The organism is Sorangium sp. So ce128 (assembly GCF_051525245.1).
Classification (GTDB): domain Bacteria; phylum Myxococcota_A; class Polyangia; order Polyangiales; family Polyangiaceae; genus Sorangium; species Sorangium cellulosum_B.
Window position 1 is genome coordinate 2,909,361 of sequence record NZ_CP150313.1, and the last position, 26,325, is coordinate 2,935,685.

Annotated in this window: 22 protein-coding genes; 9 read left to right on the plus strand and 13 right to left on the minus strand. The window is 74.6% G+C overall.

What is annotated here, in order from left to right; genetic code table 11:
* Positions 1–70 precede the first annotated feature (70 nt).
* Genes WME82_RS11375 through WME82_RS11405 form a run of 7 tightly spaced genes read right to left on the minus strand, consistent with a single transcriptional unit; the run spans position 71 to position 9,950 of the window.
* Positions 71–1,063 carry an ABC transporter permease gene (locus WME82_RS11375; RefSeq protein WP_437745485.1) on the minus strand — a complete coding sequence of 331 codons (993 nt, stop codon included), beginning with the start codon at positions 1,061–1,063 and terminating at the stop codon, positions 71–73.
* Entirely contained in the window at positions 1,060–2,589 is a 1,530-nt protein-coding gene (locus WME82_RS11380) for an ABC transporter permease subunit (protein WP_438042846.1), read from the minus strand. The genes WME82_RS11375 and WME82_RS11380 overlap by 4 nt, the downstream gene beginning before the upstream one ends.
* Before the next feature lie 16 nt (positions 2,590–2,605).
* The gene (locus WME82_RS11385) at positions 2,606–4,129 is read right to left on the minus strand and encodes a trypsin-like peptidase domain-containing protein (RefSeq protein ID WP_438042847.1); all 1,524 of its coding nucleotides are present in this window, start codon (positions 4,127–4,129) and stop codon (positions 2,606–2,608) included.
* A gap of 41 nt (positions 4,130–4,170) precedes the next feature.
* A complete protein-coding gene (locus WME82_RS11390) occupies positions 4,171–5,265 on the minus strand; it encodes a trypsin-like serine peptidase (protein ID WP_438042848.1) in 1,095 nt (364 codons plus the stop codon).
* Positions 5,266–5,281: 16 nt separating this feature from the next.
* Positions 5,282–7,093, minus strand: coding sequence for a Stp1/IreP family PP2C-type Ser/Thr phosphatase (locus WME82_RS11395; RefSeq protein ID WP_438042849.1), 1,812 nt, complete (start codon positions 7,091–7,093; stop codon positions 5,282–5,284).
* Positions 7,090–9,081 (minus strand): FHA domain-containing protein, encoded by a 1,992-nt coding sequence (locus WME82_RS11400; RefSeq protein WP_438042850.1) that lies wholly within the window; start codon positions 9,079–9,081, stop codon positions 7,090–7,092. The genes WME82_RS11395 and WME82_RS11400 overlap by 4 nt, the downstream gene beginning before the upstream one ends.
* Before the next feature lie 38 nt (positions 9,082–9,119).
* On the minus strand, positions 9,120–9,950 hold the full coding sequence (locus WME82_RS11405) for a hypothetical protein (RefSeq protein ID WP_438042851.1): 831 nt from the start codon (positions 9,948–9,950) through the stop codon (positions 9,120–9,122).
* Positions 9,951–10,191: 241 nt separating this feature from the next.
* Here WME82_RS11405 and WME82_RS11410 point away from each other — a divergent pair, with 241 nt between their 5' ends.
* Positions 10,192–10,584, plus strand: coding sequence for a hypothetical protein (locus tag WME82_RS11410; protein WP_437745492.1), 393 nt, complete (start codon positions 10,192–10,194; stop codon positions 10,582–10,584).
* A 48-nt stretch (positions 10,585–10,632) separates the two neighbouring features.
* Here the strand turns inward: WME82_RS11410 and WME82_RS11415 are convergent, their stop codons facing one another.
* From WME82_RS11415 to WME82_RS11430, 4 genes are all read right to left on the minus strand, one after another.
* A complete protein-coding gene (locus tag WME82_RS11415) occupies positions 10,633–11,748 on the minus strand; it encodes a tetratricopeptide repeat protein (protein ID WP_438042852.1) in 1,116 nt (371 codons plus the stop codon).
* Complete coding sequence (gene ltaE / locus WME82_RS11420) at positions 11,745–12,848, minus strand: low-specificity L-threonine aldolase (protein ID WP_438042853.1); 1,104 nt, start codon at positions 12,846–12,848, stop codon at positions 11,745–11,747. The genes WME82_RS11415 and ltaE overlap by 4 nt, the downstream gene beginning before the upstream one ends.
* A gap of 78 nt (positions 12,849–12,926) precedes the next feature.
* Positions 12,927–14,510 carry a GMC family oxidoreductase N-terminal domain-containing protein gene (locus tag WME82_RS11425; protein ID WP_438042854.1) on the minus strand — a complete coding sequence of 528 codons (1,584 nt, stop codon included), beginning with the start codon at positions 14,508–14,510 and terminating at the stop codon, positions 12,927–12,929.
* The gene (locus WME82_RS11430) at positions 14,507–15,028 is read right to left on the minus strand and encodes a hypothetical protein (protein ID WP_437745496.1); all 522 of its coding nucleotides are present in this window, start codon (positions 15,026–15,028) and stop codon (positions 14,507–14,509) included. The genes WME82_RS11425 and WME82_RS11430 overlap by 4 nt, the downstream gene beginning before the upstream one ends.
* A 279-nt stretch (positions 15,029–15,307) precedes the next feature.
* Between WME82_RS11430 and WME82_RS11435 the strand changes: the two genes are divergently transcribed.
* The 8 genes from WME82_RS11435 to WME82_RS11470 all read left to right on the plus strand — a co-directional run bounded on the left by WME82_RS11435 (position 15,308) and on the right by WME82_RS11470 (position 22,674).
* Complete coding sequence (locus WME82_RS11435) at positions 15,308–16,888, plus strand: hypothetical protein (RefSeq protein WP_438042855.1); 1,581 nt, start codon at positions 15,308–15,310, stop codon at positions 16,886–16,888.
* Between the two features lie 319 nt (positions 16,889–17,207).
* On the plus strand, positions 17,208–17,705 hold the full coding sequence (locus WME82_RS11440; protein ID WP_438042856.1) for a Spy/CpxP family protein refolding chaperone: 498 nt from the start codon (positions 17,208–17,210) through the stop codon (positions 17,703–17,705).
* Positions 17,706–17,722: 17 nt separating this feature from the next.
* Positions 17,723–17,959 (plus strand): hypothetical protein, encoded by a 237-nt coding sequence (locus WME82_RS11445; protein ID WP_437299101.1) that lies wholly within the window; start codon positions 17,723–17,725, stop codon positions 17,957–17,959.
* 58 nt (positions 17,960–18,017) lie between these two features.
* Positions 18,018–18,704 carry a response regulator gene (locus WME82_RS11450; RefSeq protein ID WP_437299102.1) on the plus strand — a complete coding sequence of 229 codons (687 nt, stop codon included), beginning with the start codon at positions 18,018–18,020 and terminating at the stop codon, positions 18,702–18,704.
* The gene (locus WME82_RS11455; RefSeq protein ID WP_438042857.1) at positions 18,701–20,155 is read left to right on the plus strand and encodes an ATP-binding protein; all 1,455 of its coding nucleotides are present in this window, start codon (positions 18,701–18,703) and stop codon (positions 20,153–20,155) included. Before WME82_RS11450 ends, WME82_RS11455 begins: the two co-directional genes overlap by 4 nt.
* Positions 20,156–20,210: 55 nt before the next feature.
* On the plus strand, positions 20,211–20,585 hold the full coding sequence (locus WME82_RS11460; RefSeq protein WP_012234686.1) for a response regulator: 375 nt from the start codon (positions 20,211–20,213) through the stop codon (positions 20,583–20,585).
* A 114-nt stretch (positions 20,586–20,699) separates the two neighbouring features.
* Positions 20,700–21,830, plus strand: a complete 1,131-nt coding sequence (locus tag WME82_RS11465) for a hypothetical protein (protein WP_437870524.1) — start codon at positions 20,700–20,702, stop codon at positions 21,828–21,830.
* Positions 21,831–22,197: 367 nt separating this feature from the next.
* Entirely contained in the window at positions 22,198–22,674 is a 477-nt protein-coding gene (locus WME82_RS11470; RefSeq protein ID WP_438042858.1) for a hypothetical protein, read from the plus strand.
* Between the two features lie 15 nt (positions 22,675–22,689).
* Here WME82_RS11470 and WME82_RS11475 read toward each other — a convergent pair whose 3' ends face one another.
* Both WME82_RS11475 and WME82_RS11480 read right to left on the minus strand, forming a co-directional pair.
* Entirely contained in the window at positions 22,690–23,703 is a 1,014-nt protein-coding gene (locus WME82_RS11475) for a hypothetical protein (RefSeq protein ID WP_438042859.1), read from the minus strand.
* Entirely contained in the window at positions 23,700–26,318 is a 2,619-nt protein-coding gene (locus WME82_RS11480; RefSeq protein ID WP_438042860.1) for a Kelch repeat-containing protein, read from the minus strand. Before WME82_RS11480 ends, WME82_RS11475 begins: the two co-directional genes overlap by 4 nt.
* Between the last annotated feature and the right edge of the window lie 7 nt (positions 26,319–26,325).

A 26,325-nucleotide genomic window follows, 5' to 3' on the forward strand; every position in this document is an offset into this window, starting at 1 on the left:
ATTTCGGCGCGCGAGAGCGCTGCACGGCCGGCGGCTGTCCGCGGACGTGCGGCCCCCGCGTCGCGCCCCGTCAGCGCGGGACGCGCGCGCGCACGGTGCGTGTATCGATGGAGTCGCGCAGGGCGTCGGCGATGAGGTAAGAGCCGCCGACCGTCGCCAGGAGCAGCACGAAAGGGAAGACGAGCAGCCGGATCTCGCTCGGGTGCCGCGCCGCCTGGCCCAGCGTCTCCCCCCACGAGGCCACGCGCGCGGGCGCGCCCATCCCGAGGAACGAGATCGCCGCCTCGAGCAGGACGACGGACGCCACGCCGAGCACCGAGCTCACGATCACGGGGCCGAGCGCGTTCGGGAGGATGTGGCGGTAGAAGACGCGCAGCCGGGTGCTGCCGAGCGCGTGCGCGGCCGCCACGTACTCCTCGCTCGACGCGCGCAGCACCTCGGCGCGCACGAGGCGCGCGATCTCCGCCCAGCGGACGAAGGCGACCGCGAGCACCAGCGACAGCGCGGAGGGCTCGCGCTCGATCGCCCGCACGATGGCCACGACGAGGATCGCCGGGAAGGTGTCGACCGTCTCGACGAGGCGGACGAGGCCGTCGTTCCAGAAGCCGCGCAGCGTGCCCGCGAGCCCGCCGAGCACGACGCCGAGGAACATGCCCACGAGCACCGCGCTGAGCGACAGGCCGAGCGCCGTGCGCGCGCCGTAGATCAGCCGCGCGGCGAGATCGCGGCTCTCGAAGTCCGTGCCGAGCGGGTGGTCGAGGGACGGCGACGCGTTCGGGCCGGCGTCGGTGCGCTGCTCCGGGCCGTAGCGGATGGGCGGCCAGATCGCGAAGCCCTCGAAGCGCACCCTGAGCTCGGCCTCGGTGAGCGACTCGAGCGCGGCGCCCTCGGTGACCGCGGGCAGGATCTCCGCGCGGCCCGGCCTGAAGCAGGCGATGGGCGCGGGGGCGGCGAGGAGCTCGGCGAAGATGGCGAGCAGGGCGAGGACGCCGAGCAGCACGGCGCCGATGGCGACGCGCTTGCTGCCCACCATCCGGCGGAGGAACGCGGTCGCGTGGGTCACGCCTCGCTCCTCCGCGAGAGCACCGCCGGGCCGAGCCGCGGATCGACGAGCACATAGGCGAGATCGGTCGCGATCACGCCGAGCGCGGCGATGGCCGCGGCGCCGATCGAGATGGCCATGAGCCAGCTCACGTCGCGCGCCTGCACGGCGAGGAGCGTGAGCTCGCCGAGCCCGTGGAGCTCGAAGACGCGCTCGACGACGAAGGCGCCGCCGAGCGCCATCGGCGGCTCGAGCATGGCGAGCGTCACGACCGGGAGCACGGCGTTGCGGAGCCCGTGGACGGCGATGGCGCGCGCGGCGCCGGCGCCGCGCGCCCGCGCGGCCCGGACGAAGTCCTGCGTCAGGACCGCGACGAGCGCGGCGCGCTGCTGCCGCGTCGGCGCGGCGACGAGCGAGAGCGCGATGATGCTCGTCGGCAGGAGCAGGGACCGCGCGCCGCCCGAGAGGAGCGCGGCGGCCACGGCCACGACGGCGGTCGGGAGGACGGCGGCGGTGAGCACGGCGGCCGCGATCGCGGAGTCGCTCCGCCGGCCCTGCGAGGCCGCGCTGAGCGCGCCGAGCGGGATCGCCACGGCGTAGGCCAGCGCGATCGCCCCGAAGACGAGCGCGAGGGTGACGGGCGCGCGCCGCGCGAGCTCGTCGAGCACCGGCTCTCCGGTCGCCGCGACGCCGAGCCGGTGGGTGACCGCGCCGAGCGCCCACTTGCCGTAGCGGGTCTCGAGCACGGTCGCCGCGAGCTGCGCCGGGCCGGTGAACACCTCGAAGTCGCTGCGGTACACGTTCCAGAACGACTTCCACCGCGTGACGCACGCGCGGGCCTCCGCGAGGTCGTCGCCCGGGGCGATCCGGTCGTCGATCTCCGCGATGTGGGCCGCGACGTCGACGAGGGCGCGCGCCTGCTCGAGCGTCGCGGCGTCGCGCGGCGGCTGCAGCGCGGCGATCACCGCCTGCAGGGCGAACGTGTCGAGCTCCAGCAGCTCGGCGGCGCGCGACGCGGATCCGTAGCGGACCAGGCGCCGCACGGCGCTCCGGACCGACGCGCTCCGGAACTCGATGCCGCGGTCGTCCCAGAAGCGCGTCCAGAACGCGACCGCGTGCGCCGGGTCCGCGGCGTCGTCGGCCCGCGGCAGGCCCATCCGCGCCGCGACGGGCGCGAGCGCGAGCGCGACGCGGGTGCGCGGCTCGGGCGCGAGCGCGTCGAGCGGCAGGATGTGCGGCAGCGCGGCGCCGCCGAGGCGCCGCAGCTCGTCGGCGGCGGCCGCCGCGTCGTCGCCGCCGGCCGCGATGGCCTGCGCGGCCGCGAGGGCGCGCAGGCGCACGTCGCGGGGCTCCAGGTTGATGAAGCGCGGCAGGTCGAGGAAGCGCTCCCGGCGGAGCCGAGCGAGCTCCGCGCTGGAGAGCGAGCTGGCGAGGAGCGGATCGTCCGTCGGATCGGGGACGAAGGAGAGCACGAAGAAGGTCAGCAGCGAGACGCCGACGAGGGTCGGCAGCGTCCAGAGGAGCCTGCGGAGCGCGTGGCGGAGCATCTCTCTCGGCCGGGAGTCAGCGCAAGATGGCGTCGAGCAGGTCGATGCGCATCCCGAACTTGTAGGGGGAGGCCTTTACCACCTCCATCTTCTGGCCAGAGATCGTCTCGTCGTTGCCCTCGAGGTACCCGCCCGCGTTGATGCCGATGACCCTGCCCTGGCCGTTGAAGATGGGGCTCCCGCTCATGCCGCTCGTGCTGCGGGCGTCGTGCTGGATCAGCCAGGCCTCCCCCGCGGGCGCGGGCCGGCCGTTCGCGCCCGTGATCCGGCCGACGTTGGCGGCGAGGAACGTGGCGACGGGGTTCGCGGTGTCCGTGAGCCGCTCCGGGAAGCCGATCAGGTACACGTCGTCGCCGGCGCCGGCCGCGGCGAGCTCTTCCCGGGTCGCGAGCTCGAGCACGGCGGCCGCGCGCCCCGCGATCGTCACGGTGCCGATGTCCGGGGTGAGCTGATCCGCGCTGTCGCGGTACTGCGGGTGCGTCCGCATGCCGGTCACGGCGAAGCTTATCTGGCCCCGGCCCTCGTTCTCGAGCGCCGCGATCGCGCCGCCGCGGCGCTTGGCCGCGGTGATGCAGTGGGCGTTCGTCACGAGGACGGAGGGCCGCACCGCGAACGCCGTGCAGAACCCCTCGCGCCCGGCGGCGAGCATGAAGATCCCCTTCCTGGAGCGGTCGTGGAGGTTGCGCCCGAAGTTGGCGTTCGAGGGGTGGAGCGTCCCGAGGCGGCGCTCGATCTCCTTGCGCCGGGGGTCCTCCGGCGAGAGGCCCGCGAGCTCCTCCCGCAGCTGGCTGATCTCGTCGTGGGAGGAGCGGTTGTAGACGATGAGCGCGGCGAGGCTGGCGAGCGCGATCACGAGGAGCGCGGCGAGGATGTAGGTCGTACGGCGCTGGCCTGCCGTCGCGGCATGCACCTCCTTGTGGAGCATGGCGTTGATCTCGACGGTGCCGCGGGGCTTCGCGCGCCCCGTGGCGGCCGCGACGGCGGAGGAGATCATCATGGCGATCGTCCGCTCGCCGACCCGCCGAGCTCCGGCCGGCGGCGCGGCCAGGACGTGCCCAGGGGGGGCGGCAGCGGGCGCGGGGTACGCGGCGGGCGCGGGGTACGCGGCGGGCGCGGGGTACGCGGCGGGCGCCGGGTACGCGGCGGGCGCGGAGTAGCCCGCAGTAGGCACGGGGTACGCGGCGGGCGCGGGATGGCCCGTCGCTGGCGCAGGGTAAGCCGCGGCAGGAGAGGGGTGATGCGCCACAGCGTGCGCCTGCGGTGGACCCGACGTGCGGCGCTCGACGAGCTCCAGCCGCACCCGCGGGCCCTTGGCGCCGAACGTGATCTCGTCGCCCGACGCGATCGGGTGCCGCTTGATCCGCTGCCCGCCCGCGTAGGTCCCGTTGCGGCTGTCGAGGTCGTAGAGCACCCAGCCCGCCGCCTCGAGGCGCGCCTCGGCGTGGTGGCTGCTCGCGTCGCGATCGTGGTTCGGGTCGAAGACGACGTCGTTGTCCGGCGCTCGACCGAAGCGCACCGCGCGCCGGTCATGGATCTCCACAGAACCGGCGTTGCGCCCGAAGGTATGTACGACGCGTAACATCACGGCGCCGGGACCCCCTGCAGCAGATCGATCCGCATCCCGATGCGGAACGGCGAGCTCTGCGTCACCGTCGCCTTCCGGCCGTCGATCGTGACGTTGTCCTCGTCGTCGATGTGCGCCGCGTGGACGCCGATGACGTGCCCGTACTGGTTGAAGATGGGGCTCCCGCTGTTGCCCCCGCGCGTGACGGCGTCGTGCTGGATCAGGACGGCTCGGTCCGGCGTCGTCGCCTCCTCGTCGATGCCGGTCACGCGCCCGATGCGGCCCTCCAGGAACGTCGCCGAGGGGCTCAGCGGGTCCATCAAGCGACCGGGGAAGCCGATGACATAGGCGTCGTCGCCCGGCCCGATGGCCCGCAGCTCGGCGTCGTTCGCGACTTTCACCGTGCGCGTCGCCTTGCCGGCGATCCGGAGCAGGGCGACGTCCGGCGAGCCGGCGCCCGCCTGCCCTGGCTTGTACGCCGGGTGGGCCGACATCGCGACGATGGGGAAGCGGATCTTCCCCATCGAGTCGTTCTGCGTGACGATCGAGGTGCCGCCGCGGGCGCGGCAGTCGCGGACGCAGTGAGCGTTCGTCGCGAGCAGATCGGGCGCGATGGCGAACGCCGAGCAGCAACCGCCGATGCGGTTGTCCACCTTGTAGCCCATCACGTAGAGCGCCAGCCTGTTCTGCTCGAAGATGGCGCGCCCCGAGAGCACCTGCTCCGGGATCGCGCCCGACGGGCGCGCCGCGGGCGCGATCCCGAGGCCGACCTCGCGCGCCAGCGCGTCGGCCGCCTGGCGCGACCGGTACGTGACCACGAAGGCCACGGCCACGGCGACGAGCGCCGCGGCGACGCCCAGCCCGAGGATCAGGTTGTGGCGCGACACCTTGCGCCTCGCCTCGTCCGCCTTGGCGCGCACGAGCGCGAGCGCCTTCTCCTCGCGCCGCATCGCCTGCACGACGGCATCCTTGACGATGCGCTGCGCGGTCTCGACGTCGACGCGGCCGTCCGCGTCCGGGCGCCCGGGGGGCCACTCTTCCTGCGGGGCGGCCGGAGTCTGCCGGTCACGCTTGTCGTTGCTGCGCAGCATCGCGGTGGGGGGCGCGCGCACGTGCGCTACGCGTACCCTAACGAAGCAGGTAGTAGCCGGCGATGGTAACGCACGCGACGGCGCTCACGATCATCAAGATCACCAGCCACTGCGGCGCGCCGTCGGTCGGGATCATGATCGGCTCGTCGCCCTGGACGGGCGCGCGGGCGTTGCGCTCGTCCAGCGCGTCGTCGGCCGGCAGGGGCGAGGCGACGTGGTCGTAGTCGTCCCCGTCGTCGTCCATGTCGCTGTCCGCGCTGCTCAGCCACGATTTCGGCGAGGGGGGCCGCTGCGAGATCTTCTTCTCGTCGAGCTCCTTCACCTTGCGCGCCGGCTCGGACGCGGCGGCGTTCTGGGCCAGGAGGTGCTCGGGCAGCGCGTACTTCTGGTAGCGGAGGTCCTCGATGTCCTCGAGCTCCGGCAGGGCGAGCCCGTCGCCGTCGAACTTGGCGACCACCACCGTGATGTTGTCGTGCCCGCCGGCCTGGTTGGCCCGATCCGTCAGCACCTTGCAGGCCTCGATCGGATCGTCGACGCTCCGCAGCACCTCGCGGATCTCCTCGTTCCGCACCATGCCCGAGAGCCCGTCGGAACAGAGCATCAGCGTGTCGCCCCGCTTGAGCTCCACGAAGGTGAGGTCGACCTGCACCGAGTCCGCGGTGCCGAGCGCCTGGAGGATGATGTTGTTGTGCTCGAAGGTCTCGGCCTCCTCCTCGGTGAGCTGGCCCGCCTCGATGAGCTGGTTCACGAGCGACTGGTCGCGCGTCACCTGCACGAGCCGATCGCCGCGGAGGACGTACGCGCGGCTGTCGCCCACCTGGCCGAGGAACAGGTGATCGTCCATGAGCGCGGCGATGGTCGAGGTGGTCCCCATCCCCCGCCGGGTCCGATCGAGCTTCGCCTCGCTGAAGATCCGGAGGCCTGCCGCCTCGATCGCCTGCACCAGCCGCGCCGCGAGCTCGTCGTGGTTCTCCGGGGGACCGGCGACGCTCATCCGCTGGTAGATGATGTCGACCGCGAGCTGGCTCGCGACCTCGCCGGCCGCGGCGCCGCCCATGCCGTCGCACACGCCGAGCAGGGCGCCCCGCTCGCCGACGACCTGGTAGCGATCCATCTCCATCAGGCCGCGGCTCGCCTTCGTGAGATCCGCGACGATGAAGTTGTCCTCGTTGTGTTCGCGGACCTGGCCCACATCGGTCCGGCCGAACAGCCGCAGCACGACCTCGGGGCGACGCGGCTCGTCGGGCGGTGTCGCTGCGCCGTCCATGCCGTCGGGGCGCTGCCCGCCCTCGTCCGGCTCGCCACCCCCCGGCGCCTCGCCCGCGAAGCGCCCGGCAGCGCCGCCGTGGGCGGCCTCCGCGGCGGGGGTCTCGTCGAGCGCGCCGTCGTACGACGCGGCCGCGGGGGAGGCGTGCGCCTGAGCGGCGGCCGGCGGAGCATCGGGGGTCACAGCGTCTCCCAGGTCGTCCGACCGTGCGGCGCTTCCATCCGTGTCCTCCTCGCGCGACCCGCCGGCGGTGAGCCGCACCCGCGGCGGCGGAGGGAGCTTCCGCCCGACCTTCTCCGGGCTCGATGTGCTGGGCGCCTTCACGGGCTTCATGGCGATGCCAGCCTTGTGCGCGGCGTTTGAGGCCGGACGCGTCTTGGGCGGCGGGGGCTTCCAGTTCACGGGCTTGCCTGCTTCCACAGACCCCGCCTTGCCGGACTCGAGCGACGCGGCGCCGTGCGGGGAGTCATGAAGCGCCTTGCCGGCGTGGCTGCTCGAGTCGGTTCCTGCGGACGTCGCGCCGGGGAGCCCCTCGACTTCCAGCGCCTCGGTCGGCGTTTCGCGGACGGTCTGATCGCTCATCGGGGGAGATCCACGCGGAACAGGTGCTGCCCGATGCGCACGAAATCGCGATCGAGGAGGCTGACGTCCTCGCGGATGGCGACGTAGGTCCCGTTCGACGAGTCCAGGTCGCTGAGCGTGAACTCCCCCGTGGCCGGGTTCCTCCGGATGGCGGCGTGGCGTCGCGAGAGGAACGGATCGGCCGTGAATACGATGTCTCCCGTCTCCCGTCCGATCACCGTCTCATCCCGGTAGAGGTGGTACACGTCCCGCGTCACGCCTTCCACCGTCCGCTGGCAGAGTCTCGCCCGGCGGTGGATGGCGGGCGAGCCAAACAGCAACGTTCCATGCTGGATGGCATGGCCGAGGCCTCGCTCGCCGTCGTTCACGGTCTGAAACTGTAACACCTCGAGGCCCAGGAGGAGCAAGTCGCCATCTCGGAGGGGGTGCGTCTTCCGGATGCGGAGGTAGATGCGGTTGACGCTGCCCAGGTCACGGAGAACCCAGGACCCTTCCTGCGGGATGAGCCGCGCGTGCCGCGGCGAGACGTACTGGTCGTCCTCGAGGACGATATCCCCCTCGGTTCGGCCGATGTCGATCTGCGGGCCCGCGAGGGGGAAGCTCTTTCCCTCGGTCCCGTCTTCGACGATCACGATGAGCTTGCCCTCGAGCGCTCGGGTCGGCTGGGTGTCAGCCGGAACCCACGCCGGCGGGCGAACCGAGAGGGACGCGCGCAGCGGCGCGAGCGGCCGCTGGGAGGCTGGCGGCGCGCTGCTCGCCTCGTTCGAGATCGGCCCGGCGGGCTCGGCAGTCTGCGGGGGCCGCTGCGGGTCGCGCCGGGCGTCCGGGGCGAGCGCCGGCGCGGGCTGCGGGCGTTCGGAGGCGGCCCTGGATGGGCGCTCGGAGGCGGGCCGCTCGCCCTCGAGGGGCGCACCGCAATATTTGCAGAACCGCGTGCCTGCCAGGCACTGACCGCGACAGCGCGCGCACTCGACCGGCGGGACGGGAGCCCGCTGCGACGACGCGATGTCGACCACCGGCGAGCCGACGATCTTGTCCGCGTTGCTCCCGCTGGCCGCGGGCAGCCGCGCTGGGGGCAGGGCGACCGGGGGCAGCGGGGGCGGAGCCGGCCTGGCCGGCGCGCCGACCCGTTGAGGCGCGTCTCCGGCGTCGGAGCGCTCGTCGCGCGCCGCTGGCGGCGGCGCGGCCTCCGTGGGCGGCGCGTGCCGGAGCGCGGCGGGCGTGACGTCGTGGAGACCTCGCGCGGTCGTCCCGATCTCCTCGTGGGGCGGGGGCGCCATGTACGGCGCGCCAGGGGAGAGCGCGGTGCCTGGCTCGCCGCGCTCTCCCCTGGCGCGCTTCGACACCTGGCTCACCGGCTGCGGGGCGCCCGCCGGCGCTCCGCCATCTCTCCTGTTCAGCGCCGCGCCGCACGTCACGCAGAAGCGGTAGCCCGGAGGGTTCTCCCCGTTGCAGTTCGCGCAGGAGAGCCCCAGGATCGCGTCGGTGATCGAGGGCGTCGCGGGCGTCGCGGGCGCGTCACCCCGCTCGGTGACCCTCGGCCCTTGCAGGGCTGGCACCATCTGGATCGCGCTGTCCAGCGCGCCAGCAGCCGGCGTCGCGGCGCCCTCGCGCGCCGGGCGCGAGGCGCCCTCGCCGCGGCCGTGCACCGCCGGCATCGCTGGTTCCGTCCTCGCCGAGCTGAGAGGGCTGAAGGAGAACACGGGCGCCTCCGGGCGAAGGCGCCCCGGCGCGCCGCGAGGCCCCGGCGCCCTGGCGGTCGCGCGGGCGTCGTTCGCCGGCGGCGTCTCGGCCTGCGCGGGCGCCGGCAGGGCCGGGAGCGACACCTGCGGCAAGCCGCTCGGCGGCGTCGGCGGAACGACCCGCGCCTCTCGAGCCTTCAGCCGTCGACCGCAATCCTGACAGAACGTCAGATCGCCAGCGTTGTCGCGGCCGCACACATCGCAGATCACGCTGCCGAGGGGACCGCGGAGCGACGGTCGAGTCAAGTAGCCGGTGCGTTCTCTCGAGCGGACAGGGGAACCGCTCAGCGCCGGCCTACCTCGGTCCGCACCTCGAGAAGGAGCTCGAAGCCGACGAATTGCGCGATGGCGGTGGCCCGCTCGTAGTTGGCCGTGTCCCTCCAGCCAGCGAGCAGCACCGGCCGGTACACGCAGCTGACGCCGAGCACCGCGCGGCGCGAGACCTCCAGCTCGACCCCGACGCCGCCGAAGATGAGCGCGCCGCCCGTCTCGACGCCCCACTCGTTCCCGTAGGCGACGCCGCCGATCCCGGCGAAAAAGTAGGGAGCCGCCCGGTAGCCGATGTCCGGCAGGTACCTCATCTCGGCCCGGAGCTGCTGGAAGATTCCAAGCCGGTAGAGGTTGCTCGAGTCCATCTTGGTGAACTGGTACGCGCCGCCGAAGTACCAGGGGCCCGGCGAGCGGTATCCGCCGCGGATCGCGAGCCCGCCTCCGCTGCCCAGGATGCACGCGTAGAGGGGTCCGGAGCGCGGGCAGGCAGCGCCAGGATCGAGGCTCATCTCGGCCACGAGGGCGACGCCGTACTGCACGTACTCGACGTGCAGCGGCGGCGGCCGCGAGGCGAGCTCGACGCGCGGCTTGACGGCAGGCGATGGCCCCTGCTCGGCGGCGGCCTCGTCCCCCGCCGCGTCGAGCCGAGCGCTCCCGGCGGACGTGGCGCGCCCGTCCTCGGCCCCTTCGCCCGTCCGGTCGCCGGCGGGAGCGCCTGGCGCGGCGCCGTGGAGGGCGCCCTCGGCCCGGGGGTGCGGAGGCGCGGCCCGCGCTGTCAAGGACAGCAGGGCGCTGACCGCGATGGTCGCGGCCCAGAGCGCGCCGGGCGGAGATCGCAAACGCACGAGTTGTTTGAGATACGCGAGAGATCTGCCGCCGGCAACGCTCCTCCGCGGCGCGGGCGCTGGGGCGCGCCCGCGCCGACCTCCGACGTGGGCGCGCGCGCGGCCGCCTGGGGAAGGTCCGCGCCTCGCCGCGCCCCCGGGAAAAGACGCGACGGAAGGGGGAGGCGAGCGGTCTCTTGAAGCTCGACGCCATACGCCGCTTGACGGCGGCTGCGAGGGTCGCCTAAACGAAGCCACCTTCATGGAGATTCACCTCGACAAGCGTGCCGTAAAGCAGATCCGCCTCTCTGCGGCGGATGCCGTTGAGGAAGGCGACACCGAAGCGCTGCGCGAGGACGTCCTCGAGGCGTTCTCGGAGGAGCAGGTCGAAGAGATCGAGCGTCGTCTGGACAGCGGTGACTTTTTTGAGTTCTTGACCGACGTGCTCGACGAGTGGGGGGGCGACGACGTGGACGAGCTCTTCGAGCTCCTCGAGACCCAGCTCGGCGACATCGGCATCGATCTGAAGTACGAGCCGCGCGAGGACGACGACGACCTCGATGAGGCCGACGACGACGACCTTGCCGACGACGAGGACGAGGACGGCGACGACGATGACGCCGAGCTGGAGTCCGAGGACGACGAGGACGACTGAGCGCGGTCGGCCCGCCGCCGCGGCGGCGCGCCGCGCGGCGTCCCCGCGTCAGGGGTCCTTCCGTTCGTCGAGCTCGCGGAGGATGTAGTCCGCGCACGGGCGAGGCGCCGCCGGGAGCGACGGACATATCGCGTGCGCGCAGCGCGCGTAGCGCGACTCGGGGAGCTCCCGGACGATCCGGGCTGCGGTGGCGCACGCCTCCTTGCTCCGACCCTCCTCGCGCCACAGCTTCGCCTCGGCCCAGAGCGCGTCGTCGCGCAGGATGGACGCGGGGTGGTCCGTATAGAGCTTGCGCAGCTCGCGGCGCGCGGCGGCGCGATCGCCGAGCGCGTCGCGGTAGAGGCGCGCGATCTCGAGCTGCGCGTCGTCGAACTTCTCGCGGTCGTAGCTGCCGGTGACGGCCGGCTCGCGCGCGGAGAGCATCTCCCTCAGGTAGCCGATGGCCTCCTCGGGGCGCCCGAGGGACGCGGCGAGCTCCGCCGCATGGAACAGGGCGTCGTCAGTCAAGCTGCCGACGGGGTACGGGTGCGCGCGCGCGGCGGCGACGAGCGCGCGCAGCGCAGCTTCGCGATCGCCGCTCCGCTCCAGGAGGAGCGCGGTGTGGTAGGCGACGTCCTGATCGAGCTCCGTCCCGCGGAGCGCGGGGCCGTGCTGCCGCAGCCACGCGAGCGCGCCCGCCGCGCCGGCGCGGTCTTCTTCGCGCTGGATGAGCCGCTTCAGCGCGTTGCGCGCGAGCCCGTGCGACGGGCGGCGCAGCGTCGCCGCCAGCAGCATCGCGTAGCCCGCGTCCGCGTCGCCGTGTTCGATCGCGAGATCGGCGAGCTCGAACTCCGCGCGCTCCGAGCGCGGCCCGCGCGGCGAGTCGGCGAGCAGCCGCTCGTACGAGGCGCGCGCCTCGCCCCAGGACTCCGCGCGCTCGAACGAGCGCGCCTGCATGAGGCGCGCCTCGTCGCGGTCCTTCACGCGCAGCGCCTGCGACGCGGCGTCGTCGAACGAGCGGGCCGCCTCGCGGTAGCGCCCCGCGTGGTAGGCGCGCTCGCCGGCGGTCATCGCGGTGAGGTAGGCGTCGCCGCGCACCGGCGCGCACGCGGGGCCGAGCAGCGCGGCGATCGCGATCGCGACGGCGAGCGCCGGCGCGGGGGCGTTCCTGGGGCGGCGGCTCATGCGCGCGCGCCCTCGGCGCCGCGATCGCGCGGCAGCGCCAGCACCTCGGCGAGCGCCTCGGCGAGGGCGCTCGCCGCGGGCGCGACCTGCTCCGGCGCGAGATCGAGGTGGGTCACGGCGCGGACGGCGCTCCGGCCCGTCGCCCCCACGAGCACGCCGCGCCGTCGCGCGGCCTCGACGAGCCGCTCGGCCGGGATGCCGGGCGTCTCGATGTAGAGGATGTTCGTCTCGGGCTCCTCGATCGTCGCGGGCGGCGCGCCCGTCGCGGGCGGCGCCATCGCGCGAAGGGCCGCCGCGCGCATCGCCCGCGCGATGGCGCGCGCGGCCTCGTGGTCCTCGGCGATGCGGCCCTGGTGGTGCGCGAGCGCGTACAGGGCGGCGGCCGCGAGCACGCCGGCCTGCCGCATGCCGCCGCCGAGCATCTTCCGGAAGCGCAGCGCGGCGCGGACCACGTCGGCGCTGCCGCACAGCGCGGAGCCGACGGGCGCGCCGAGGCCCTTCGAGAAGCAGACGCTCACCGTGTCGAACGGCGCGGCGAGCTCGGCGGGCGTTCGACCGGTGGCGACCGCCGCGTTCCAGAGGCGCGCCCCGTCGAGGTGCAGCGCGAGCCCGTGCGCGCGCGCGACCGACGCGATGGCGAGCACGTCCTCCTGCGGGAAGACCCGGCCGCCCGCGCGGTTGTGGGTGTTCTCGATCGCGACGAGGCGCGTGCGCGGGAGGTAGTACTGCGGCGGCTTGATCGCGTCCTCGACGTCGGCCGCCTTGAACAGGCCGCCGCGCCCGGCGAAGACGAACTGCACGCCGCTCCAGGCGGGCGCGGCGCCGCTCTCGTAGAACGCGCAGTGCGCGCCCTCGCCCGCGATCACCTCGTCGCCGCGCTGCGTGTGGCAGAGGAGCGCGATCTGGTTGCCCATCGTCCCGCTCGGCACGAAGAGCGCCGCCTCCTTGCCCGTGAGCTCCGCGACGCGCTCCTCGAGCGCCCGCACGGTAGGGTCCTCCCGGTACACGTCGTCGCCGACGTCGGCCGCGGCCATGGCGGCGCGCATGGCCGCGGTCGGTCGGGTGACGGTGTCAGAGCGGAGATCGATCGTCGCTTGCATCCTGGAACCTCGGCGGTCGGCGTCGACCGACGTTGTAGCACCGCGTGGCGCCGCGCCCGCTACGCGGCGCCGCGCCCGCTACCCGGGGCTCGCCGCCGCGAGCCGCGGGAACCGCTCGGCCATCCGCCACGCGATGCGCGTCGCCATCGCCATGATCGGCACCTGCGAGTTCACGCCGATGCTCGTGGGGAGGATCGAGCCGTCGGCGACGAAGAGCCCCGGCAGCGCGAAGCACTCGCCGCTCTGATCGACGATGCCGCGCCGCGGATCGTTCGCCACCCGCGCGCTCCCGAGCGGGTGGAACGCCATGCACTCGATGCGGCGCGCGTCGATGGACGTGGCGCCCGCGCGCTCGGCCGCGCGCGCGGCGTCCATCGACGTGACCGGCGGCGCGCCGAGCAGCGCGGTGTAGACCTCGCGCGCGCCGGCGGCGAGCGCCATCTCGCTGAGGATCGTGATGGACCGGCGGAGCCGCGCGAGGTCGCGCGGCGCCATCGCGTAGGAGACGAGCGGCTCCCGGCCGGGGCCGGGGCGGACGCGGCCGCCGCCCTCGTCGTGGATCATGGCGCCGAAGACGGCGCAGCGCGACAGCGCGGCGGCCCGACGCCGCAGCGCGGGCCCGACGCCAGGGAGGCCCGCCGCGAGCACGTTCACCGCCGAGTAGACGCCGACGAGCTTGATCCCCTCGGCCTCGAAGTGGTCGGAGTAGACGCTCTGGAGCGCGCCGTCCCAGCCGTTCAGCGCGTCGTCGAACCGGGCGACCACGCGCACGGCGGGGTGCAGCGTCACGCCGTCGCCGAGGCCGGAGCTCGCCTCGAACGCGCCCGCCGTGCGGAGGAGCAGCGGCGTGTGCAGCGTGCCGCACGCGGCGACGACCGCCTTCGCGCGCACCCGGAACCGGCGCGGCGGGGCCCCCGGCTCGCCGCCGAGCAGCCTCCCCTCGACGCCGACGGCGCGCCCGCGCTTCACGGTGATCCGCTCGACCAGCGCGTCGGCGACCACGCGCGCGCCATGCGCGGTCGCCGACGGCAGGTAGGCGACGTCGACCGAGCGCTTCGCCCCGGCGGGGCAGGTGAAGTTGCACCGGCCGTTGCCCTCGCACGCGTCGCCGGTGTTGCGGCGGAGCGGGCGCATCGGGATGCCGAGCCGGCTCGCCCCCTCGACGAGCCGCGCCGTCGAGGCGGAGCGCAGCGCCTCGGGGACCTCGCGGACCTCTAGCCGATGCTCGACGCTGTCGTACGCCGCCTCGAGGGCGCGCTCCGACAGCTCGTCGAGGCCGAGGTCGCGGGTCCACCGCGCGTGGACGCTGCCCGGGATGCGGAAGCACACCCCGCCGGTCACCACCGACGATCCGCCGACGGCGCGCCCCAGGGTGAGCGAGATCATCGGCGTCTGGCCCACGCCGAACGCCGTGAACAGGCCGGCCTCGCGGAACAGCCGCCGCACCGACTCGCTGGGCTTCCAGCGCTGGTAGTCGTCAGGGCGAACGTGGGGGCCCTCCTCCAGCACGATCACGCGCCGCCCCGCCTCGGCGAGCAGCGCGGCGACGACCGCGCCGCCGGCGCCGGAGCCGACCACGACGACGTCGCACGGCTCGTCGAACCCCGCAGGCAGGTCGCGCCCGCTGACGATCGGCTCGCTCGACGCGATGCCGCCGTTCACGCGCCGCCCCCGGCGCCCAGCCCGGGCAGCCTGCGCCGCGCCGCGGTGCTCTCGCGGTCGAAGCCCGTCAGCGCGAGCTCCGCGCCCTCCTCGAAGGCGGCGATGCACATCGGCACCTTGAAGGCGAGGAGCAGCATCGCGAGGAGCCCGGAGCGGCTCGACTCGAGCGCCTCCAGGTACGCGAGCCGCCGGCCGAGCGAGAGCCGGCTCATCCGGCCGAAGGCGCCGATCACGAAGGGCGGCAACAGCTCGAGGCAAGCGGCCAGCAGCGCGAAGCTGCGCCGGGTCTCGGGGCTGCCCTGCCCGAGCGCGAGATCCAGCGCCGCGACCGCGCGCTCGCACACCTCGGCGCCCGGCGGGGCGAGCTCCCCGCGCTCGTCCTCGTCGCAGAGCATCGCCTCGGCGGCGGCCCACGCGACGCGTCGCGCCCACGGCGAGAGCCCGCGCCCGGCGCGCTCCCACCGCTCGAGCCCTCGCGCGGCGCGCTCGGGCGCGCTCCCTCCCCCGTCCTCTTGCATGGCCGCGAGAGCCTAGCCCGGATCGACGCAGCGCCGAGGTCGAAGGCGGCGCGCGACGTGGTCGGGTGATCCCGGGCGCTTGGCGCGGCCACGCGGACGGGCTGTTCGCGTGCCATTGCAGAACGACATCCCGACGGTCTGCTGAAGGCGCGCGCCGTGCCGCGTCGAGTGCTGCGCCGCGGCGCGCGGATCGCTCTTCGCGGCCGCGTGTGGGCTGGCTGTCCGCCGCGGATCCGGTTCTGGTATTGAGCAGTGCGGCCGGGGGAGCACGGAGGAACGATGGCGGAGCGATCGCTGCAGCACCGGGATCCCGATAGCAAGGACGACGAGACGCTGAGGAGAGAGGCGCGCGTGCACCTCGCGAGCGAGCCGGCGCTGCAGCTCGTGGCCGAGCTGGTCGCGCGGCTGCGCGAGCTCGATCTGCCGTGGTGGACGCCGGTCAAGCTGCGCGAGCAGTTCGGCGCGGTCGAGCGGATGGGGTGGTTCCGCGAGCGCAGCGACGTGCGCCAGCAGATCACGACGTCCCTCACCGGCCTCTCGCCCAAGGCCGCCCGCCGCAAGACGCCCGACTTCCAGGGCGCGCTCATCGACTCCGTCATCGACGAGGGCGACATCACCCCGCGCGCGTTCGAGGACGCGTTCGACCCGCGCGATCTCGCGGTGTACGGCCCGGCCGGAGGCTACTGGCAGTTCTTCCGGGACTCGATGCCGTGGGATCAGGACACGCCGCAGCTCCAGGAGATCGTCGCCTGGCTGCTCAAGGCGCTGCTCGCGGATCGCAGCCCGTTCGAGGGCATCGGCAGGACGCCGATCCTGACGCCGTGGGACGTGCGCACGGCGATCGACGGTCGGCTGTGGCAGACCCGCATCCCGCTCGAGATCCGCGTCGCCATCGACAACGCGCGGCTCAAGCAGGAGCGCGAGCGCCCGGGCGTGCCGTTCCACGCCGACGGTGAGCTCGCGATCGCCGGGCCGGACGTCATCGCCGCGAACATCCCGCCGCGCGATATCCTCCCCGTGGTGCAGCTCGCGCAGAAGGCGATGCGCTTCGACGGGCCGCGGGTCGCCGCGCCGAAGGCGGCGGCGCCGGTGGAGCTGTCGTCCGGCCGCGGCGGCGCGCCCGCTGCCGCTCCGCCGGCCGGGGCTGCGCCTGCATCGGCGCCGGGGGGCTCCGCTCCCGTGTCGAAGCCGGCGTCGGCGTCCAGCGGGCCCGTGTCGGCGCCGGCGGCGTCGGCCCCCGTGTCGTCCGGCGGCGGGCCCGTGTCGGCGCCTGCCTCCGGCTCGTCCGGCGGCGCGCCGGACGCGGGCCAGGCCGGCAAGGCCGCCGCGAGCGCCGCGCCCTCCGGGGCGGCCGGCTCGCCGCCGGGAGGCCTCGTGGCGTCGGTGAGCAGCCCGCCGGCCGGCTCCCCCGCGGGGACGAAGGCCGCCGGCAGCATCACGCCGCCGAGCGCGATCGCCGCGAGGCCGCTCGCAGCGGCGGGCGCCGCGGCGGCGGTCTCACCGCAGGGGGGTGAGCCGTCGCGCAACAGGCTCCCGAGCGACCCTGGCACCTCGTCGGCGCGCGCATCGACGCCGCCCCCTCCGGCGGTGCGCCCGTCGACGCCGCCCGCGCCTCCGGCGGTGCGCCCGTCGACGCCGCCCGCGCCCCCGGCGACGCGCGCGTCGACGCCGCCTGCGCCGAGCGCCTCGCCGGACGGGGCCAAGGTCGAGTCGCTCGACGACCTCGAAGAGGAGGAGGACGATGCCGACGGAGACCGCGGCGCGCCCGAGAGCGAGCGCACGAATCCGTGGGCGACCTCGGGCGACGGGAAGCCCAAGGACGACCTCGACGACATCGGCGACGTCGAGTCGGTGAAGTAGCGCCGCCGGAGCGCGGAGCGCCGTCCGCGAGCGGATGGCGCGCCGCTCCTTCATGGCGCCGCGCGCGCTGCCCGCGGCGGTCTTCATGTTTCTTCACACACGCTCCTGAACATCCTTCACACGCGCTGCGCAGCTTCGAGGTGTCCCGGAGCCGCGCGTCTGCGGCTCCGGTCGTTGCTGCCCGGGGCGGCGCCGGCGTTCGGACGAACCGACGCCGCGCGCACATGCCCCGTGCACGGATCGACGGCGGAGACGCTCACGGAGGGTACGCATCATGTTGGGATTCGTGGTTGGAACGGCCTGTCTGATAGGCCTCGTCATGACGCTGAAGCGCGGCTGCAGGTACGACTGCGGCGCGCCCTGGGGCGCCGGGCCGCGCTTCTTCGGGCGGCGCGGCTTCGGGGGGCACGGCTTCCGCCGTCGCTTCTTCCTGTCCTTCCTCTTCGATCGGCTCGGCACCACGCCGACGCAGGAGAAGGTCATCGTCGCGGCCATCGACGAGCTCCGCTCCGCCGCAGAGGCGCAGCGGAGCGAGATCCGCAGCACGCGCGCGGACGTCGCCGCGGCGATGCGGAGCCCGAGCTTCGACGAGACGCGCCTCGGCGAGCTCTTCGCGCGCCACGACACGGCCATCGAGTCGCTGCGCAGGGCCTCGGTCGGCGCGCTCGGGAAGGTCCACGCCGTGCTCGAGGACCGCCAGCGCGAGCAGCTCGCCGATCTCATCGAGATCGGGCCGGCCGCGTTCCGCGACATGTGGTCCGGCAGGGCCGGGTGGCGCGGCGACGATCCCTACAGGACCCACGGCCGGTGGGCGTGAAGGAGGGGGATGAGACCATGATGCGACGCCAGATCACCATCGCGCTGCTCGCGCTCGGCACCGTCGCCGGTTACGCCTCCGGCTTCTCCTCGCTGCGCTGCCGGGCGGAGGCCCGCCGCGACGCCTTCCAGCGCCACGTCGCGTCCATCTGCGTGGACGCCGCGCGGGAGGCCGAGCGCTCCTGGCCGCGGGGCGCCGCGCGCGCGGTCCACGCGCCCGCGGCGGCCGACGCCGACACCGGCGCGGGCCCCTGAGCTATACAAGGGGTGAGCGGCGGCCGGTCGCCGCCGCACCTGCCCCCCGGGTCCTTCCATGGCGCTGCGGCTCCTGCTCATCGACGACGACACACGGCTCCACGCCTTGCTCGCGAGCTACCTCGAGCAGAACGGGTTCGCGGTGACCGTCGCGTGCGACGGCGCCCGCGGCCTTTTGGCGCTCGCCGCGGGCACCTTCGACGCCGTCCTGCTCGACGTGATGATGCCGGGCATGGACGGCATCGAGGTCGTCCGCCGCATCCGGCAGAAGAGCTCCATGCCGATCCTCATGCTCACCGCCCGCGGCGACGAGGCCGATCGCGTGGTCGGCCTCGAGATCGGCGCCGACGACTACATCGCGAAGCCCTTCAGCCCGCGCGAGCTGCTCGCGCGCCTCCGCGCGGTGCTCCGGCGGGCCACGCCCGACGCCGCCGGCGAGCGGATCGTGGCCGGCGACATCGCCATCGACGTGCCCGGCCGCGTCGTCACCGTCTCGGGCAAGCCCGCCGATCTCACCGGCATCGAGTTCGACATCCTCGTCGCCCTCGCGCGGCGCGCCGGCCGCGTCGTCGCCCGGGAGGCGCTCCTGGAGGAGGCCGGCCGCGGCGACGTCAACGTCGGCGGGCGGACGGTCGACGTGCACATCTCGCACCTGCGGCAGAAGCTGTCCGACGACCCGAGATCGCCGAGGCTCATCAAGACGGTGCGCGGCGTCGGCTACGTGCTCGCCAAGGACCGCGTGTGAGGAGGAGGTACCGGTCCTGGCTCTACGAGAACGGGCGCAAGGTCTCGATCGGCCGCTTCCTGAGCGCGCGGCTGCACCGCCGGATCTTCATGTGGTTCGGCGCGACCATCCTGATCACCGCGCTCGCCGCGGTCGCCACGATCGGGGCCATCGATCGCGTCGGCAACTCCGGCTGGCGGCGCGAGCACGCCCGCGCCCAGTCGTTCGTGGCCCACGAGTTCGAGCGGGTATGGGCCGATCCCGCGGCCCGCGACGTGCTCGCCCGCGCGTTCGCCGAGGATCTCGAGATCGATCTGGAGCTCGTCGACGCGACCGGGCGGCGGCTCGCCAGGTACGGCCAGCCCTGCCGGGCGCAGACCCTGGTCGCCCCGGTCCGCGACGAAGGAGGGCCGCTCGGCTCCGTGTTCCTCTGCCCCGCGCGCGGCCGCTCCGGCGGATCGCTCCGGTTCGCCCTGCCGCTGCTCGCCGTGGCCATCGTCATGTGGGGGGCCTCGGGCCTCATCGCGCGCCGCCTCGCCCGCCCGCTCGTCGATCTGGCCCACGTCGCGCACGAGATCGGCGCCGGCAAGCTGTCGAGCCGCGTCCGGCTCGACTGCCACGGGCAGCAGGGCGAGGTCGGCATCGTCGCCGAGGCGGTCAACGACATGGCCGCGCGCATCGAGCGCCAGATCGCCGACCAGAGAGAGCTCCTCGCCGCCGTGTCGCACGAGCTCCGCACGCCGCTCGCCCGCATCCGCCTGCTGACGGAGATGGCCCGCGAGGGCGGCGGACCGAGCGCCTGCGTGCTCGACGACCTCGACCGCGAGGTCATGGAGATCGACGCGCTCGTCGGCGACCTCCTGGCCAGCTCGCGCCTCGACTTCGCGGCCCTCACCGTGGCCCGCCTCGACCCGGCCGAGGCCGGGATCCGCGCCCTGGAGCGCGCAGGGCTGGATCCGACGCTGCTGGAGGTCGTCGAGGGGACGCCGGCGCTCCAGGCGGACGCGACGCTGCTGGCGCGCGCCCTCGCCAACTTGCTGGAGAACGCGCGCGCGCACGCTGGCGGGGCCGAGCGGCTGCGGGTCCGTCCCGGCGGCCAGCGCGGCGTCGTCTTCGAGGTCGAGGATCGCGGGCCCGGGTTCGTGGACGGGGAGGAGACGCGCATCTTCGAGCCGTTCTTCCGGCGCGATCGGGGGCAGGGCGGCGAGAGCGGCGCCGAGCGCGGCTCGCTCGGCCTCGGCCTGGCGCTGTGCAAGCGCATCGCCGAGGCGCACGGGGGCCGCGCGTTCGCCGAGCGCCGCGAGGGCGGCGGGGCGCGCGTCGGCATCGAGCTCGCGCTGCGTCCGCCAACCAGCGCCACGCGCCCACAGCGACGCGACAGGGAAGCAAACAGCGAAGACAGAGCAGGCGGAGCAGGCGGAGGCAACAGAGCAGACCGAGCAGACAGAGAGGCCCGCCCTCGCCGCGCGTAGCGTTCCCGCTTGACCGCGCGATGGGGCGGGTGCGACGCTCCCCGTGCTCGCGACCATGCGAATCCTCCTCTGCGAAGATCAGGACGCGATCCGGCGCATGATCGAGGCGCTGGTCGGAGCGAGTGGTCACGAGGTGATCGGCGTGGGCACCGGCCGCGAGGCGGTGGAGCGCGCCCTGACCGAGCCCTTCGACGTGCTGCTGCTCGACCTGATGCTGCCCGGGAGCATGGATGGCTTCGAGGTCTGCGAGCGCCTCCGCGCGCACCCGGGCACCTCCAGCCTGCCGATCATCGTGATCAGCGCCCTCGACGATCACGAGGCGCGCGCCCGCGCCTTGAAGCTCGGCGCGACCGCCTACTACGCCAAGCCGTTCCGGCCCCTCGAGCTCCTGGAGCACATCGGCGGGCTCAAGGCTGCGCGGCGGGCCTGACGCGGGCCCCCGCCCCGACGGGAGCCGTCCGTCGGCGCAACGCAACGGAGCGCTGGAAGATGGCGCCCGATTTGGCTACACCCGGCCGTCATGCACACTCGGTGGCGCTGGGTCATGGCTTCGACGCTCGCGGCGGTCGCCCTCGCGGGGCTCGCGGGCTGCGAGGGGGAAAAGAGCAAGGCGCAGGTCGCCGCCGACGCCGGCGCGCTCGACGCCGGCCCGCCGCTGCCGGTCGTCGGCGGCAAGCTCGGCGCGGCGCTCGCGGAGGCGGCGGCGGGCGGCACCGACAAGAAGGCGCCAGCGGCGGGCGGCGCGGCGGGCGGGCCGCCGGAGAGCGGCGTGTTCTCGGCGTCCGAAGCGGCCGCTGCGCTGCCGAAGGACGTTCCCTACAAGATCGAGGTCATCGGCGACGGCAGCGAGCCGCGGGCCAGGCTCGCCCCGAAGATCGACCCGAAATCCGAGCAGAAGCTCGACATCACGCTCGGGCTGCGCATGGGCGGGCCGCAGGGGCTGCCGAACCTGGAGCTCGGCGTGAGCTTCAAGGCGGAGAAGCCGGCGGACGCACCCAAGGAGGGCGCGGCCGCGCCCGCGGCGAGCGCGGCTCCGACGAGGGTGATCGCGAAGATCACGTCGGCGACGCTCGCCTCGATGTCGATCGGCGGCCCGCCGAAGCAGCTCGCGGACGCGCTCGCGAAGCTGAAGGGGAGCGCGCTGCGGTACGAGCTCTCGCCGGCGAACGCGGTCGGCAACCTCCAATTCGAGCTCTCCAAGGACGCCGATCCAGGGCTCCAGCCGCTGATCGGCGCGCTCGGGGAGGCCATCACGCTCCTCACGCCGCCGCTCCCGGACAAGCCCGTCGGTGCAGGCGCCTACTGGATGGTCACCGATCGCGTGGTGGCGTCTGGCGCGCAGCTGCCGGTGCTGCGGTACCGGGTCTTCAAGATCGAGAAGGTGGAGGGAGGCGTCGTCTCGCTCAGCGTGGACACGCGCCAGTACGCCGAAGGGGCCGACCTCAAGCTGCCGAGCCCGAACGGGGAGATCACGATGACCATCGACCGGCTCGACTCCTCGGGCAAGGGCACGCTCACCTGGTCGCCGTCGAGCTTCGCGCCCGGCGTGGCCGACGCCTCGCAGCGGCTCCAGGCATTGCTGGTGCCGCCCGGCGCCACCGCCCAGCAGGCCGCTCAGCGCAGCGTGGCCCAGGTGGAGCTCACCGCGAAGTTCGCGTCGCCGGCAGCGCCGTAGCGCCGGTCCGCTGGGCGGGCGCGGCAGCTCTCGCCAGGGCCACGCCCTGCCGCCCGGGGCACACGGAGCGGCTCTCGCGCATCGGGCGGTGTGAGCGCATCGCCCTGGTGGCTGTGCACTTCCGTGCGAGCGTTCGCGCCTGCATCTCCCGCCGCGCGGCCGTGCTGCCTTCCAGGACGCAGGCGTGCGTCCCGGTCGCTGCCCACGAGCCGTGGAAACCATGGAGGCCGCGACCAACCCTGGAGCGGCGCCGCGGTGCTGGGGGTGTTGGCTAGTCCCGTGCATGAGCGCCCGTGCGGGGAGGCGTGACGGCTGTCCGACCCGGCTGCCAGAGGCGGGTGAGCAGGCCGAGCCACGGTGCAGACGCATGACGTACGGGTGCGAGCGGAACATGCGCGGGTGCAGCCTCGAGGCGTACATCGAGGAGCCGGGCCTCACGGAAGGGCAGCGCCGGCGGCTGCGGCTGTTCCAGACGGTGGAGGAGGCCGTGAGCCGTCGCGTGGAGCGGCTGTGCACGTCCAGCGAGATCGAGGTGACGGACGCGGCGATCCTCGTCGTGTCCCCGGCGGCGCGCCGGGTGTTTTTCCGGATCGACGCGCGGGGCAGCGCGGAGGCGCCGGGCGCGAGCATCATCGTCGACCACCGCGCGCGGCTCCACGAGTTCCTGCACGCCGTGCTGCCGCCCGTGGACGAGGCGCCGTTCGATCCGTACGTCGACCTGCTCGCGCCATCTCCGCCCCAGTGCGTCCGCGTGCTCATCGTGGACGAGGACTCGCTCACGGTCCTGAATTACGGCGCGTTCGTGGTGGTGAACCTCGACCGCAGGGAGATGCCGAAGGCCTAGCTCCCGCGTCAGAAGTCAGAAGCGCACGGTGAGGCGGAACGGATCGAGGGCGGCGCGCGGCGGGGGCTGCTTTCGCGGGGCGCCGGCGGGATCGCGGTCGAAGACCATCACGAGCACGCCGACGCCCGCCGCGAGGAGGCCGGCGCCGGCGACGATGTCGCCCGCGAGCGCCTGGGCGCGCGCGCCGTCGGCCGCGTCCCCGTCCCGCGTCGGTGCGTCCGACGCGCTCGCGACCCCGAGCAGCCCGATGGCCGCGCCGGCCGCCACGGTGGTCAGACCGCCGGCGAGCAGCACGATCGGCACCACGCGGCTCGGCGCAGCGTCGGGCGCGGAGCTCGGCGGGGCGCCGCGCAGGACCGGTCTGGCCGGAGCGACGCTCGCTGGAGCGCTCGTCGAGGACACCCTCGGCCCGGCGGGCGCTGCCGGCGCGACGACCTCGCGCTCGAGGCTCAGCACGACGACGGCGCGGCTCCCCGGCGCCGCTGCGACGCTCCGCTCGGCCTCGCGGTAGCCCGGCGCGCTCGCGGTCACCGTGTGATCCCCCGGGTTGACCGGGCGCGGGCGATCGAGCGCCGCCGCGGGCACCACGACGCCGTCGATCTTCACCTCGAGGCCGACGGCGTCGCCCGGGGAGAGCCGCAGCTCGAGCGCCGCGACCTTGTGCTCGAGCTCCTGGATCGCCTGCCGCGCGAGCTTCTCGTACCCTTTTGTCGCGGGCGCGGACGGCTCGACCAGGAACGCGCGGAAGTTCTCGAGCGCCTCGACGAGCTGCCCCGTCTGCTGCTGGGCCACCCCGAGGCTGTAGAGGGTGATCGGCGCGCGCTTGATCGCGAGCGAGCGCTCGTACTGCTCCCGCGCCTGCTCCCAGCGGCCCTGCCTGGCGAGCTCGGAGGCCTCGATGAAGATCTCGCGCGCGACGGCGACGTCGGCCGCGCTCTGGGCCGCGGCGGGCGCGGGCGCGGCGAGCATCGCGCCCGCCACGAGGAGCGCCAGGACGCCCGAGAGCGCGCGCGTCCGCCGAGGCGTCACGGCCTGAACCGCTCCCCGTCGGGCACCAGCGAGAACCCCTCGAGCCCGGACCACAAGATGAGCTCGGTCCCCGTCCACACGCCCACGCCGTAGGTGTGCTGCTTGCCCGCGGCCGACATGTTCGCTCCCCACGCCATCGTCATCGGATCGTACAGCTTCCCGTCTCGCCTGAGCGTCACGCCGCTCCGCCCGCCGGCGACGAGAGCGTGCGCGCCGGTCCACCCGGTCCAGCCGGTGCGCCGCTCGACGCGGCTGCGCTCCGAGGGGGCCCCCTTGTCGTCGATCCCGCGCCACGCGTCGGCCGTCGGATCGTAGATCCCACCGCCCTTGCGGGCGACGCCCTCCTGGTCCTGCCCGCCCCAGACGAGGAGCCGATCGCCCATCCAGACCGCGAACGCTTCGGTCCTCGGGCTCGGCGCGTCGGCGCTGGGCAGCGACCGCCAGACGTCGGTGGTGGGGTTGTAGGCGTACCCCTCGTTCGTGGTCGCCTCGCCGGCTCGCCCGCCGAACAGGTAGAGCTCCGTGCCCGACCAGGCCCACGCGACGCCTTCGCGCGCGGGGGCCGCGCCGGCGCTGGAGGCCGGCGTCCATGCGTCGGCGACCGGGTTGTAGAGCCCGCCGCCGGCGACCGGGGCGCCGCCCGCGGAGCCGCCCCAGATCAGGAGGCGCGTGCCGGTCCACACGCCGATCGGCATCCGCCGCGCCGCGGGGGCGCTGGTGGTGCTCATCGCGCGCCAGGTCCGCGCCGCCGGGTCGTACACGCCGCCGGTGGACAGGCCGAGCGGGCTCCCGAAAGAGCCGCCGCCCCAGACGAGCACCCGGGAGCCCGTCCACGCCGCGGCCGCGAGCACGCGCGGCGAGGGGGCGCCCTCGTTGCCCAGCGTCGACCACGTGTCGCGCGCCGGATCGTAGAGCGCCCCGTCGCCCACGTCCCCGACCGACGTGCGGCCGCCCCACAGGAAGAGCGCGTTCCCGATCCAGGTCGCCGCGGCCATCTGCCGCGGCGCGGGCGCGCCGGTCCTCGTCATCGGGGCCCACGCGGGCGTGCACTGGCCGGTGCGGCACTCGCGCCCGCTCAGGCAGGCGTTCCCGCACGCGCCGCAGTGATCGGCCGAGCCCAGGCTGACGCACTCGCCCTCGCAGGCCACGAGGCCGCCTCCGCAGGGCGGGATGCAGGCGCCGCCGGAGCAGATCTCGCCCCCGCTGCAGTCTGCGCTGGTGCAGCACTGGCGGCACGCGACGAGGCTGCAGCACTGCTCTCCGTCGGCGCAGCCCGTGCTCTTGCACCTCGCGCCGCCGTCTTCGCACACGTCGGTGGTGCAGCCGTCGCCGTCCGAGCAGTCCTCGTCCGAGCAGCAGGCGCGGCACGCCGTGCCGCAGTCGTGCGGCGTGAGCGCCCCGCACGCGCACGCGCCGGACACGCACACGGCGCCCGGCTTGCAGGCGGTGCTGCACGCGCCGCAGTGCCGCGGATCCCTGGTGAGATCGGACTCGCAGCCCGGGGCGACCGGGTCGCAGTCCGCGAAGCCCTCGTCGCACACCAGCTCGCCTCGGTCGCAGCGCTGGTGCGGCCCCGCGGCGACCCCGCACGCGCCGCAGTGGAACGGGCTGACCTGCGTGTCGATGCACGAGGAGTCGCACGCGGCGAGGCCGGCGGCGCAGCCGGCGGCGCACGCCGCGCCGTCGCAGTAGGCCGCCTCCGGCGCGCACCGCACGTCGCACGCGCCGCAGGTCGTCGGGTCGATGGTGATCGCCTCGCAGCCGGGCGCGCCGTCGCAGTCGAGGCGCCCGCTCGCGCAGGCGCAGCCGCTGCGGCCGTCGCAGATCATGCCGCTCGCGCAGGCATCCCCGCAGGCCCGGCAGTCCGCCTCTGTCCCGAGCGTGGCCTCGCAGCCGTCGTCGGGTGAGCCGTTGCAGTCGGCGTATCCCGGCGCGCACCCGCACACGCCGGCCCGGCACTCCATGTTCGGCCCGCAGGTGACGCCGCAGGCGCCGCAGTTCGCGGGATCCGAGGAGCCGTCGATCTCGCACCCCGTGTCGTGGAGGTTGTCGCAGTCGAGGAGCGGCGGCGCGCACGCGCACTGCCCCGCGTCGCAGATCGCGCCCGAGGGGCAACGGAGCGAGCAACCGCCGCAGCGCTCGGGATCGCTCTTGAGATCGACCTCGCAGCCGTTGGTGACGACGTTCCCGTCGCAGTTGTCGAAGCCGAAGACGCACTCGGACGAGCAGTGGCCGCCCACGCAGAGGGTGTGCGGGCACGGCACGCCGCACGCGCCGCAGTGCGACGGATCGTTCAGCACGTTGGTGCACGACCCGCCGCAGCACGACTCCCCGTCACCGCACGCGTTGCCGCAGGCGCCGCAGTGCTCCCGGTCCTTGTCCAGCGCGACGCACGTACCGCCGCAGCAGGCGCCGTCCGGGCAGTCGGGCGCGCAGCCGCCGCCCGTCGAGGTCGCGTCCTGGCCGCCCTCGGAAGGTTTGTCGGAGAGGGCGCTCTCCGCGAGCAGCGAGCAGGCGCCGGTGAGCACGGCCAGCGCGAGCAGCAGCGGCCAGCGCGCGCCGGTCGTGGGCCTTCGATGTCGCGTCTCGCGAGCGGGGCTTTCCTGGGAAGACATCGCGACG

Bases quoted from the DNA above. Each gene is read 5' to 3' on its own strand.
- WME82_RS11410 (WP_437745492.1), top strand. From the start codon at position 10,192: ATGGAGATTCACCTCGACAAGCGTGCCGTAAAGCAGATCCGCCTCTCT.
- WME82_RS11435 (WP_438042855.1), top strand. From the start codon at position 15,308: ATGGCGGAGCGATCGCTGCAGCACCGGGATCCCGATAGCAAGGACGAC.
- WME82_RS11415 (WP_438042852.1), bottom strand. From the start codon at position 11,748: ATGAGCCGCCGCCCCAGGAACGCCCCCGCGCCGGCGCTCGCCGTCGCG.
- WME82_RS11465 (WP_437870524.1), top strand. From the start codon at position 20,700: ATGGCTTCGACGCTCGCGGCGGTCGCCCTCGCGGGGCTCGCGGGCTGC.
- WME82_RS11450 (WP_437299102.1), top strand. From the start codon at position 18,018: ATGGCGCTGCGGCTCCTGCTCATCGACGACGACACACGGCTCCACGCC.
- WME82_RS11460 (WP_012234686.1), top strand. From the start codon at position 20,211: ATGCGAATCCTCCTCTGCGAAGATCAGGACGCGATCCGGCGCATGATC.
- WME82_RS11395 (WP_438042849.1), bottom strand. From the start codon at position 7,093: ATGAGCGATCAGACCGTCCGCGAAACGCCGACCGAGGCGCTGGAAGTC.
- WME82_RS11380 (WP_438042846.1), bottom strand. From the start codon at position 2,589: ATGCTCCGCCACGCGCTCCGCAGGCTCCTCTGGACGCTGCCGACCCTC.
- WME82_RS11430 (WP_437745496.1), bottom strand. From the start codon at position 15,028: ATGCAAGAGGACGGGGGAGGGAGCGCGCCCGAGCGCGCCGCGCGAGGG.
- ltaE (WP_438042853.1), bottom strand. From the start codon at position 12,848: ATGCAAGCGACGATCGATCTCCGCTCTGACACCGTCACCCGACCGACC.
- WME82_RS11480 (WP_438042860.1), bottom strand. From the start codon at position 26,318: ATGTCTTCCCAGGAAAGCCCCGCTCGCGAGACGCGACATCGAAGGCCC.
- WME82_RS11470 (WP_438042858.1), top strand. From the start codon at position 22,198: ATGACGTACGGGTGCGAGCGGAACATGCGCGGGTGCAGCCTCGAGGCG.
- WME82_RS11445 (WP_437299101.1), top strand. From the start codon at position 17,723: ATGATGCGACGCCAGATCACCATCGCGCTGCTCGCGCTCGGCACCGTC.
- WME82_RS11440 (WP_438042856.1), top strand. From the start codon at position 17,208: ATGACGCTGAAGCGCGGCTGCAGGTACGACTGCGGCGCGCCCTGGGGC.